The 403-nt window shown below is 80.6% G+C and carries 1 protein-coding gene; it reads left to right on the top strand.

The genetic code is table 11. The features are described from left to right. A partial coding sequence (locus NJ376_RS28570; RefSeq protein WP_252956728.1) for a hypothetical protein occupies positions 1-403 on the top strand: 403 nt, incomplete at both ends.

Here is a 403-nt window from a genome sequence, read left to right as displayed (position 1 = left end):
CGGCTGGCCGCGGCGCTGGCGGCCAGCGGCCGACACGTCCTCTATTGCGCCGCCTCCCTGCCCGGCCAGCCCGCCCCGGCGGCGCCGCGCGCGGCGGAGAACCTGGAATTCCAGGCCGTGGCCTGGAATCCTGAGGAGGAAGAGGCACCGCCCCTCGCGGTCGACCTCGTGCTCGGCCTTGGCGCGGGTGCCCGGCTGCGGGCCGGGGCGCTGCTGCCCGCCGCCCTGCGCCGCGCCGTCGCCCCGGGCGGGGCGCTGCTGCTGGCCGAGCCGCTGCCCGGCCGGGTCTGGAATTTCTGCGGCGGGCAGAGCCCTGCCTGGTGGTCGGCCGGCGGCGCCGCCCCCCTGCCGGGCGCCGAGGCCTGGACCGCCGCCCTGGCCGAAGCGGGATGGGAGGGGCCGG

It is taken from the genome of Siccirubricoccus soli (assembly GCF_024178315.1).
Classification (GTDB): domain Bacteria; phylum Pseudomonadota; class Alphaproteobacteria; order Acetobacterales; family Acetobacteraceae; genus Siccirubricoccus; species Siccirubricoccus soli.
Note: the sequence above shows the minus strand (reverse complement) of the source record. Positions and strands in the feature narration are given on the sequence as shown.